Source organism: Paraburkholderia sp. SIMBA_054, from assembly GCF_046534875.1.
Lineage (GTDB): Bacteria > Pseudomonadota > Gammaproteobacteria > Burkholderiales > Burkholderiaceae > Paraburkholderia > Paraburkholderia hospita.
In genome coordinates this window covers 1-11,440 of the sequence record NZ_JAWRXV010000122.1, presented here as the reverse complement: position 1 = coordinate 11,440, position 11,440 = coordinate 1, and the positions used below count along the sequence as shown (strand labels likewise).

Annotated in this window: 6 protein-coding genes and 2 pseudogenes; all 8 read left to right on the top strand. The window is 60.2% G+C overall.

From position 1 onward, the window contains the following. Positions 1-72 precede the first annotated feature (72 nt). Positions 73-1,056 (top strand): annotated as a pseudogene (locus SB822_RS53640) (glycosyltransferase family 4 protein); the annotation flags it as partial. Positions 1,057-1,059: 3 nt separating this feature from the next. After that, entirely contained in the window at positions 1,060-2,511 is a 1,452-nt protein-coding gene (locus SB822_RS53635) for a glucose-6-phosphate isomerase (RefSeq protein WP_410858650.1), read from the top strand. A gap of 180 nt (positions 2,512-2,691) precedes the next feature. Beyond that, positions 2,692-3,849, top strand: a complete 1,158-nt coding sequence (locus tag SB822_RS53630) for a glycosyltransferase family 4 protein (RefSeq protein ID WP_410858651.1) — start codon at positions 2,692-2,694, stop codon at positions 3,847-3,849. A 116-nt stretch (positions 3,850-3,965) separates the two neighbouring features. Beyond that, the gene (locus tag SB822_RS53625; protein ID WP_114222764.1) at positions 3,966-5,051 is read left to right on the top strand and encodes an acyltransferase family protein; all 1,086 of its coding nucleotides are present in this window, start codon (positions 3,966-3,968) and stop codon (positions 5,049-5,051) included. Continuing rightward, positions 5,048-5,877, top strand: a pseudogene (locus SB822_RS53620) (hypothetical protein); the annotation flags it as partial. The gene SB822_RS53625 and the pseudogene SB822_RS53620, both read left to right, overlap by 4 nt. Before the next feature lie 88 nt (positions 5,878-5,965). Next, complete coding sequence (locus SB822_RS53615) at positions 5,966-7,444, top strand: flippase (RefSeq protein ID WP_410858649.1); 1,479 nt, start codon at positions 5,966-5,968, stop codon at positions 7,442-7,444. Continuing rightward, positions 7,441-10,020 (top strand): glycosyltransferase family 4 protein, encoded by a 2,580-nt coding sequence (locus SB822_RS53610; RefSeq protein ID WP_410858648.1) that lies wholly within the window; start codon positions 7,441-7,443, stop codon positions 10,018-10,020. The genes SB822_RS53615 and SB822_RS53610 overlap by 4 nt, the downstream gene beginning before the upstream one ends. Positions 10,021-10,073: 53 nt before the next feature. Further along, positions 10,074-11,381, top strand: a complete 1,308-nt coding sequence (locus SB822_RS53605) for a mannose-1-phosphate guanylyltransferase/mannose-6-phosphate isomerase (RefSeq protein WP_410858647.1) — start codon at positions 10,074-10,076, stop codon at positions 11,379-11,381. Positions 11,382-11,440 lie beyond the last annotated feature (59 nt).

Genomic DNA, 11,440 nt, shown 5'->3' with positions numbered 1-11,440 from the left:
CAATCCGCTCGCATTGCCTGAATTCAAGATCACACGACCGCCTTTGTCTTCAAACCCGATTTATGCAACAACGCCGCGCTGAAGACACTGCTCGGCTTCGACCTGATCCATACGCTGCGCAATCGCGACGAGATGCTGCGCTCGGGCGTGATCTGGACGCACACCGAGCAGGAATGGCTATCGGCCGCGTTGATGCTGCTGATGAACGGCAAGCGCGAGACGCAACCGCTATTGCTCGCGCAAAGCGTTTGGCTGATCGACAAGTGGCCGAACTATGGCGTTCTTCGCCGCTGGTTTTATCACAAGCTGATCGGGCGTGCCGATCTTCTTACGACGCTTGCGCGTGACAACGCCGAGTTGTGCCGCGAGTACTTTGGCCGCGACGCGACGCAGCTTTTCTACGGGCTGAATACGTGCGATTTTCCCGTGCAGCCGCCAAAGGCGTGGCAACCGAACACGCCACTGCGCATCGCCGCCATCGGCAACGATCGCGACCGCGACTGGGAAACGCTGATCAAGGCCATCGGCGACGATCCGCGCTTTGCGGTGCGTCTCGCGACGCGCCGGCGCATTCCGCGTGCGCTGCGCTCGCTGAACGTGCAGGTCGCGCCCACAGCGGGCCTGAAGAAGCAGCGCGAACTGTACGACTGGGCCGACGTGGTCGTCGTGCCGCTGCGTCCTAACACGCATGCATCCGGTATCACGGTAATGCTGGAGGCGGCGGCCGTAGGCAAGCCGATAGTCGTGACCAATGTCGGCGGGCTGGAGGATTACTTTTCGGCGCGCGCAGCAGCGTATGTGCCGCCGTTGGACGCCGACGCGCTGCGCGAGGCGCTGCTCGGCCTCATCGCATCGCCGGACGAAGCGCTGCAACAGGCGCAGGCGGCGTCGATGGAACTGGTGTCGCGCGATCACACGACGCAGCACTACGCGCAGCAGCACGTGAAGCTCACGCGCGATCTGCTGCGCCGGCAAGCGCAGCACGCGCATTCCGCGCAGAAGGCGAACGCCGGTGGAAACGCGCGCGTGCCGTCGCAGAGCCGGGGAGGGATGTAAGCGATGTCGTCGATTGCACGAGCCGGGATCGACAGCGCCATGCGCGCCGTCAAGAGCGACAAGCGCCAGAAGAGCGGGTGGCTGCCGCCCGCGTTGCTGTGGCTCGTCACGGCGATGCTGATCGTCGGGCATCAGGGCACGGTGCTTACGCTCGCGTTCCCGGTGCTGTCGATCGCCGTCGGTTTCTGGCTGTACTTCAAGGCGCCCGCGAAGTACGTCGGCTACATGTGGTGGCTGTGGTTCTTGAGCCCGGAAGTGCGGCGTTTTGCCGATTGGTCGAATGGTACGTATACATCGGCTAGTCCGGTTCAGATTGCCCCGCTCGCGGTCAGCATGATCAGCGGTCTGTCGCTGATCCGCTTTTCCTCGGTTCTCGCGCAACGACGAGGCCTGCCTGTTTTGTTAATGCTCGCGGGCATCGCCTATGCATTTCTTGTTGGGATCGTCTCCAATGGACTGCTTGCTGCCTTGTACGATCTCGCGAACTGGGTCTATCCGATCCTGATCGGTTTTCACATCATGACGCACTGGCGCCTATACCGCGAGTGCAAAGACGTGATCGTCAGCGCATTCATTTGGGGAATGTTGGTGACAGGTGCGTACGGTGCAGTGCAATTTTTCTTCATGCCGCCTTGGGATATCCTTTGGATGACGAATGCACAGATGAACTCTCAGGGCGACCCCGTTCCGTTCGGTGTTCGTGTATTCAGCACGATGAACTCGTCTGGTCCGTTTGCATTTGTGATGTTGGGAGCAATGGTCTACGTAGCGGCCGCCGGTCAACGGATACGCTGGATTGCGAGTGCATTTGGTTTTCTTTCTTTCGGTCTGAGTCTTGTCCGCTCTGCGTGGGGTGGTTGGATGATCGCGCTGCTTATTCAGGTCGCGAAATCAAGTAGCAGGGTAAGGTTGCACGTCGTAGCGAGTGGCACGGGTTTGGTCATCCTTGCGATACCGGTGCTCATGGTCGGCCCGATCGCCGAGCGGATGCAAATCAGATTGCAAACCATGATCCACTTGGGCGATGACCAGAGTTACATGGTTCGTAACCAGTTCTACGCAAAGTTTGCAAATATCGCGTTCACGAATATTGCTGGCGAGGGTATGGGGGCGACAGGCACATCGACGAAGCTATCTAGCGTAGATACGCGTCTTGGTCAATACGGAAATTTCGACAGCGGCGTTATGAATATCCCATTCGTGCTCGGATGGCCCGGAACGTTGCTATATGTGTCTGGACTGATCTGGATTTTGATGCGTGCGTTACTCAATTCTTCTCAGGTGCGATGTGACAGTTTTGCGACTGCGAATTTTTCGATATCTCTGGCAATCGTATCGATGCTCATGTTTACCAACTCGCTAGTGAGCACTGGTGGTCTGCTGTTTTTTGGAAGTATGTTTTCCATTCTCTCCGCGGTACGTTGGAAACGAAGTTGCGATGGGCCAATTTCATGAGCGGTTTTTGCACTGTACCGAGCAAGTTGTTCCGTTCGTCAACCAGATACTGCTTTGCCAGTTTGGTGCGATCAGACTGAGGTCTATGTGTGTGGATATGAATTTGTGCAAGAAAATTTCGGATGATTGGTTATCCTATATAAAAATATTGACACTTAAATAGCAACAAAAATGCGCAAGATTTCGTTCTCATGCATCAAGTCGCTGCAGATCGGCATGCACTGGTTTCCCGAGCGCGCGGGCGGTCTCGACCGCATGTATTGCTCGCTGATCGGCGCGCTGCCCGGCGCAGGCGTCGAAGTGCGCGGCGTCGTCGCGGGCTCGGAGCGCGTCGCGCAGGATACCAACGGCGCGATCCAGGGCTTCGGTTCCGCGGCGCAATCGCTGCCGCTGCGTCTGATGGCCGCGCGCCGCGCGCTGTGCCGCGAGATTCGTGAGCAGCGTCCCGACGTGATCTCGTCGCACTTCGCGCTGTACACGTTTCCGGGCCTCGACGCGATGCGCGGCATTCCGCAGGTGTCGCATTTTCACGGACCGTGGGCCGACGAGAGTCATGTCGAAGGCGCGGACTCGCTCGGTCAGCGCGCAAAGCGTTATCTGGAGCAGACGGTGTATGCGCGTTCGTCGCGGCTGATCGCGCTGTCCGATGCGTTCGGCCGCATTCTGACGTCGCGCTACGGGATTCCCGCCGACCGCGTGCGCGTCGTGCCGGGCTGCGTGAACGTCGACCAGTTCAATCTGCCGTTGACGCAAAACGAAGCGCGGCTGCGGCTGCAACTGCCGCTGGGCCGGCCGATCGTGCTGGCCGTGCGGCGTCTCGTGCGGCGCATGGGTCTCGAAGATCTGATCGATGCGGTGAAGGTCGTAAAACGCCGCAATCCGGATGTGCTGCTGCTGATCGCAGGGAAGGGGCGCTTGCAACAAGAGTTGCAGCAGCGCATCGACGATGCCGGTCTCGGCGACAACGTGAAGCTGCTCGGCTTCGTGCCGGACGAGCGTCTGGCGGCGCTCTATCGCGCGGCCACAATCAGCGTCGTGCCGACCGTGGCGCTCGAAGGGTTCGGGTTGATCACCGTCGAATCGCTGGCGTCGGGAACGCCCGTGCTGGTGACGCCCGTGGGCGGTCTGCCGGAAGCGGTGGCGGGGCTGTCGCAGGATCTCGTGCTGCCTTCGACGGGCGCGGATGCGATCGCCGACGGCTTGAGCAAGGCGCTGGATGGAGCGATCAGGCTGCCGGATTCGGATGCTTGCCGCGCGTATGCGCGGGCCAATTTCGATAGTCCTGTGATTGCAGCCCGGGTTGCGTCTGTTTATCACGAAGCTCTGGCAGACGCCTGATCGTTATGAACGCTTCCACCCGAGAGCAAACGCACGCGCCATCATCTGATGGTGATCGCCTCGCGATACCGTGCGTGGCCCATTGACTGCCGCATCAGGCGCATACACGGACGCTCATGACAGCCAGCACCCTGCCCGCTACGCCTTCTCATCACCGACGCATCGTCCAGCTCGACGGCTTGCGTGCGATCGCCGTGCTCGCGGTGTTCGCGCAGCACGCGCTGAAGGCGCCGCTGTGGATGGGCGTCGACCTGTTCTTCGTGCTGAGCGGTTTTCTGATCACGGGCATCCTGCTGGATCGCAAGGCGCGCCAGCAGTCGTATTTCAGCTACTTCTATGCACGCCGCGCGCGCCGCATCTTGCCGCCGTATCTGCTGCTGATGGTGGTGTCGTCAGTGCTGTTCGGCTTCGGCTGGGCGCAGCACTGGGAGTGGTATGCGTTCTTCGCGACGAATATCGGCGATGCGCTGAACCAGAGCGGCCATGACAGCCTGAACGTGCTGTGGTCGCTCGCCGTCGAAGAGCAGTTCTATATTGTCTGGCCGTTCGTGATCCTGCTCGTGCCCGAGCGCGCGCTCGGCTATGTCGCGGGCGCGCTGATCGTGCTCATTCCCGTGCTGCGCGCCGTCGCGACGCCGTGGTTCGATTCGTTCTGGCCGATCTACTACCTGACGCCGTTCCGCATGGATCTGCTCGCGGCAGGCGCGCTGCTCGCCGTCGCCGTGCGGCGCGATGCGAACGCGCTCGCTCCGTTCAGGCTGCTGGCCGTCCTCGGCGTGTGCGTCGCACTGGCCGTGCTCGCGTGGCTGCATCTGCACTATCCGCGTTTTCGTGCGGCCAATACGCCGCTGTCGAATGCGGGGCTGTATAGCGTGTCACTGTTGCTGTGCACGTCGGTCGTCGTGATCGCGCTGCAGAGCAAGGGCATCGTCAAGCGTGTGCTGTGCAATCCAGTGCTCGTCTATATCGGCACGATCAGCTACACGATCTACCTGATCCATCTGACCGTCCTCTACGCGCTCTGGCCGCTGCATTACAACCGCTACGTGACGGCCGCGCTCGCGCTCGCGATCACGCTGGTCTATGCGAGCGCATCGTGGTTCGGCTTCGAGCGCCGCCTGATTCATGGCAGCGCGACGCGTGGCCAACAGCCCGACGCCGCGTTGCATGCGACACGCGAAGCATCGAGGACGAGCGCATGACACCGTTGCAGCAAGTCGTGACATGCGCGCTACTTTGCAGCGCAGCTTTCGTGCATGCGCTCGCCGAACCCGCGCTGAACGTGCAGGCGTCATGGATCGGCAATACCTCCGGCTTCGGCGACGGCGCGTGGATGCATATCAACATCACGGCGCTTGCTGTATCGCCCGACGGCAAGGTCTATACGAACGCGCCGTGGGACGAGAGCGGCGCGGAAGCGAGCGCCTATCAGAACGGCAAGATGCTGGGCTTCGCGGGCGGCACGCACGGCTGGGGTAACAGCGGCGGCAACCCGATCGCAATCAACAAACGCTATGCGAACGTGGCTGTCGGCGTTGGCAACGAAAAGGGGCATCTCACCGGTCAGGGCGTGTGGCCGGACAAGGGCTGTCAGTGGTACGGCATTTCGCGGCGCGAGATTGGCGATACGAAGCGCGTCGCCGCGTTCCAGGCCGCCGTGAGCAGCATCGACCCGCATGCGAAGGCGGCCGCCGCATTCGCGATGGTCAACGACGTGCCCACGGGCACGCGCGGCGACATCAACGGGCTCCCTGCGAGCGATACGACGCTCTACGCGTCGAACACGTCGCAGAACCGCGTCGAGGTGTACGACACCGAATCGATGCAGCGCAAGGCGCAATGGGGCGTGCCTGCACCGTGCCGCATCGCGCGCGCGGGCGACGGCACGCTATGGGTGCTGACGGACGCGCTCGGCGACAAGCCGAAAGTCGCGCTCCTGAATGCAAACGGCCAGCGTCTGAAAGACGAATTGCCGCTCCGGCTGACACGGTCGCCTTCGAAGAATACGCGCGCGGCAAGGTGCTGATGTTCCGCTGGAAACCAACATCAAAGACATAAACACGACGCTTCTCCACCCACACGCTATCCAAACTATGACTGACCAGAAAGGCATCCGATGGATAAAGGCATCCTCAGAAACGTAGTGATCAACCTGATCGGACTGGTGTTGCCGACGTTTGTATCGCTCGTCACGGTGCCGTCGTACATCAGGCTGCTGGGCGTCGAACGCTACGGCGTGATCAGCCTCGTCTGGACGTTGATCGGCTACTTCAGCATTCTCGACCTCGGCATGAGCATGGCCGCGCAGAACCACATCTCGAAGGCGCGTGCATCGAACGATGAACAGGCGTGCGAGCAGGTGTTCTGGAGCGCGACGTGGCTGAACCTGGCGACGGGCATCGTCGGCGGGCTCGTCATCTACTTCGGCGCGGCGCTCTATACCGCTTACTTCTCGAAGGTGTCGCCCGAACTGCAGCACGAGGTCTATATGGCGTTGCCGTGGCTCGCGGTAGCGATTCCGCTCGCCAACGTGTCGTGGGTGTTCGCGGGCGCGATCAACGGCGCGGAACGCTTCGGCATCTACAACACGAACCAGACGCTCGGCACATTCCTGTTCCAGCTGCTGCCGCTCGCCGCCGCATGGATGATGGGACCGACGCTGCAGAACGTGCTCGCGGCGGCTGTGGTCGCGCGCATCATCTTGGCTATTCTGCTTGGACGCTCAGCGCTGATCGTGCTCGGCATCGGGCGCATTCAATTACCGCAGTTGACCATTGCAAAGGAACTTTTCAATCTCGGCGGCTGGATGCTGATCGCGAGCATTACGGGCATGGTCGCCGAGTCGCTCGACCGCGTGATGCTCGGCACGAGTCTCGGCGCGCGTTTCGTCACGTATTACACGGTGCCGCAGAACGTTGTCACACGATTAAACATTTTGCCGAACGCAATGGCGCGCACGCTATTTCCGCGGCTCTCGGCCGTGGGCCGGGACGACGCCGACGTCATCATGCGGCAGTCGCTCGAATTCCTGAACGGCGTGTTCACGCCGATTGCGATGGTTGCGATCATCGTGCTCGAACCGTTCCTGCATGCCTGGGTTGGGAGCGAAGTCGCGGACGCGGGCGGCCCGGTGGGACGCATCCTGATCATCTCGGTATGGCTCGTCGGCCAGGCGAACCTCGCGCGCATTCTCATTCAGTCGCAGGTGCATCCTGCGACAGCCGCGCGCCTCGGCCTCTTTGAGCTGCCTTTCTTCGCGGGCGTGCTGTGGTTCGGCATTGCGCATTTCGGGCTGACGGGCGCGGCCGTCGTCGTGGCCGCGCGCGGACTGTTCGATTACGTCGCGCTGCTGAAACTGTCGGCCATTCACGCGCGTCCGATCGTGCTCGACATGCTCGCGCATCTTTCTTTTCTGGCGGGCACGTTGTGGCTTGCCACCTTGCTGTCTAGCCTGCCGATGGCCATTGCTGCGGGCGCGCTCATCGTGAGCGCGAACGTCGCGTGGTCGCTCACGATGACCCCTGCATTGCGCGATCTTGCGCGTTCGCTGCTTGTGCGTCTGAAGTTGCGACTCAATCCGAGGAATAGCGCATGAACCACGATATCGTTGAAGAAGACCTCCTGCGTCCCACGCCTGTGACGCGCGATGCGGGCCGCGATCTCATCACGACCACGCCCGTTGCAAAACCGCCCGCGAAACGGCGTGGCGCGCGCAGCGTCGGGCCCGTGCGTGTCGCCATCATTCACGACTGGCTCGTCACCTATGCGGGCGCCGAACGCGTGCTCGAACAGATTGTCGCGTGCTTTCCGGAGGCGGATATCTTCAGCCTCGTCGATTTCCTCGACGACCGCACGTTCCTGCGCGGCAAGTCGGTGACGACCTCCTTCATCCAGAACCTGCCGAAGGCGCGCACGAAGTACCGCAGCTATCTGCCGCTGATGCCGCTCGCGATCGAACAACTCGACGTCTCCGCGTACGACGTCGTGATCTCTAGCAGTCATGCCGTCGCGAAGGGCGTGCTGACGGGCCCGGACCAGGTGCACATCAGCTATGTGCATTCGCCCATCCGTTACGCGTGGGATCTGCAGCATCAGTATCTGCAGCAGTCGAAGCTGACGAGCGGGCCAAAGTCCGCGGTGGCGCGGATGATCCTGCACTACATGCGCAACTGGGATATCCGCACGTCGAATTCCGTCGATGCGTTCGTCGCGAACTCCGAGTTCATCTCGCGGCGCATCCACAAGGTTTATCAGCGCGACTCCGAGGTGATTTTTCCGCCCGTCGACGTCGAGTCGTTCTCGCTGTGCGAAGAGAAGGACGACTTCTATCTGACGGCCTCGCGCATGGTGCCGTACAAGAAGATCGATCTGATCGTCGAGGCGTTTGCGCGGATGCCGGAGCGCAAGCTGGTCGTGATCGGCGACGGCCCCGACATGCAGAAAGTGCGCGCGAAGGCGACGCCGAACGTGCAGATCATGGGCTATCAGCCGTTCAATGTGTTGCGCGATCACATGCGACGCGCGAAGGCGTTCGTGTTCGCAGCGGAAGAGGACTTCGGCATTTCGGTGGTGGAAGCGCAGGCATGCGGCACGCCCGTGATTGCATACGGCAAGGGCGGGGCGCTCGAAACCGTGCGCGACCAGTACGAGTCGCATCCGACGGGGATTTTCTTCAACGAGCAGACGACGGATTCGATCATTGGCGCGATCGAGGATTTCGCTGACGATCCCACGCGCTTTAGGCCCGTCGATTGCCGCGCGAATGCCGAGCGTTTTTCGATCCGGCATTTCCGTAAGCGCTTCTTTGGCTTCGTGCGCGAAACGGTGCCCGCGTTGCAGGGGGCGACGCTGCCTGTGGATGAACCGCCCGCGAAGGTTAGCGAACAGAAGCCGGGATCAAGCGCCTTGCGCGTGCTTGCGATTGATCAGAGCGGCGTGATGGGTGGCGCCGAGCTGTCGCTGCTGGAAGTTGTGAAGGCGCTCAAGGCGCGCGTGCAGGTCGTGCTGTTTGATGACGGACCGTTTCGCATGGCTCTGCATCGCGAAGGCGTGGCCGTCGATGTGCTCGATCCCGACGCAACGCGCGACATCCGCAAGCAGGGCGGCACGCCGCCCATCGCCAGGGCGGTGAAGGGCGTTGCATCGCTGGTTCGCGCGACCGTCGCGCGGGCTCGGCAGAGCGATGTGATCTATGCGAACACGCAGCGGGCGATGGTGATTGGTGCGATTGCGGGGCGGTTCGCGGGGCGTCCTGTGGTCTGGCATCTGCGCGATATCGTTAGCCCCGAGCATTTCGGCAGCCGGCAGCTTGCGATCATCAAATGGTGTGCGAAATTGGGTCTGGCGCATGTGATTGCCAATTCGGCGGCTTCGGCGCGTGCGTTTGCCGAGCTGACCAGTTTTGGCGACAAGCGCATTGATGTGGTGTTTAACGGGATTTCTGCTGCGCCGTTCAGTGCATTGCGGGATACGCCGCAAAGCGTGCTGCGTGCGCGGCTGAAGCTGCCGCAGGAGGCGTTTCTTGTCGGCTCGTTCAGTCGTCTTGCGCAGTGGAAGGGGCAGCATGTGTTGCTCGAGGCGATGGTGCTGAATCCGCAGATGCATGCGGTTCTGGTGGGCGCGCCGCTGTTTGGTGAAGATGCCTACGAGGCACGGTTACGTGAGTTTGTTGCATCGAATGGGCTTGAAGGGCGGGTGCATTTTCTTGGGTTTCAGGATGATGTGGCTGCGTGCATGTGTGCGGTCGATGTTGTTGCGCATACGTCGATTACGCCGGAGCCTTTTGGTCGCGTGATTGTTGAGGGGATGTTGGCGCGGCGGCCGGTCGTGGCGGCACGTGCTGGTGGTGTGGTTGAGATCATTGATGATGGCGTGAATGGGGTGATGTGTACGCCATGCGATGCGCATGTGCTGGCCGATACACTTGCTGAATTGCGGTCGGATCAGGCGCTGCGCGACCGGCTTGTTGCGCATGGGTATCAGACCGCTGTGCGGAAGTTTGGGACGCAGGCGTATGTCGAAGGCGTAGAGCGGATCCTTGCGAACGTGGCGGCTAAACGCTCAATGCTCGTTGACGACCAATGCACAAGACAACGACCTGATAGGGCCTCATGCAACTGTTGTCGCTCAATAGATCATGATCTAACACGACACCTCGACAAAAATACTTGAACGTTTGCGTAGAACAATAACTACACGCGATTTTTACATTTAGGGATTATCTCATGGCCGAATCATTCGAATTACCGATCGATCAGCAAGCATTGGAGAATAACGGACCATCTGACACGTCGCTCCAAGTCCATTCTGTAATTCTTGCTGGTGGATCAGGCACTCGACTATGGCCGGTGTCTCGCGAACAATGCCCGAAGCAATTGATCGCCCTGATCGGAGACGATTCATTACTCCAGTCAACAACACGTCGCCTGGACGGACTTGAATCCAGCTATCGGGTTGCTCCCCGACTGATTGTCGTGTGTAACGAGGAGCATCGTTTTACCACTGCGGAGCAACTACGGGCGAGCGGAAGGCAATACAAACTGATGCTTGAACCGGTGGCACGGAATACCGCACCTGCGCTAACTGTTGCAGCGCTTGCGATCATCGAATCAGAAGGAGACGGCATCATGATTGTGATGCCGGCGGATCACGCGTTTCGTGATATTGGAGGCTTCCAGGCTGCCGTCGATGTGGGCGTCGTGCATGCAGCGAAGGGCCATCTTGTTACGCTTGGCGTCGTGCCTACATCTCCGGAAACTGGCTATGGATATATCCGACTCGGTGATGCGCTGACGGACGACGACGTGACGAGCGCTCGCTGGCTAGATGGGTTCGTAGAAAAGCCTGTGCTGGACGTTGCGAAGCAGTACGTTGAGTCGAACCAATACTTGTGGAACAGTGGGATCTTTATTGTGCGCGCATCGGTATGGATCAAGGCTGTGCAACAGTGCCAACCAGAGATCTATACCGCTTGTAGTACTGCATATAAGCGAAGCGTTTCTGATGGATCGTTTGTACGATTAGACTACGAAGCATTCAAATTGTCCCCGTCGGATTCGATCGACTACGCGATTATGGAGAAGTTGGGAAGCAATGATTCGGTCTGCAGCGGCGTTGTCGTTCCGGTATTAGCCGGATGGTCTGATCTGGGCTCATGGGATTCCCTCTGGAAAATCATGCCAAAGGATGAAAACGACAACGTAAGCCAGGGCGGCGCAGTCCTGTTTGAAGGCGCATCGTCGACTTTTGTACATTCGGAACGACGGTTCGTTGCGTGCGTGGGCACGCGTGACCTTATTGTCGTGGAAACGGACGACGCAGTGCTCGTTGCGGACAGATCCTCTGTACAGGATGTGAAGAAGGTTGTCGATCGAGTGCGAACCGAGCGTAACGCACTGGCCGTCAATCATCGGAAAATCTATCGTCCTTGGGGGCACTACGATTCAATCGACAACGGTGATCGATTTCAGGTCAAACGGATCGTTGTAAATCCTGGAGCCAAACTGTCACTGCAAATGGGCGTTGTTGCATAAATCGGTGTACCGCGCGCCGATCTGACGTTTACGCGCAACGGTAGTGACGGCACCCCTGT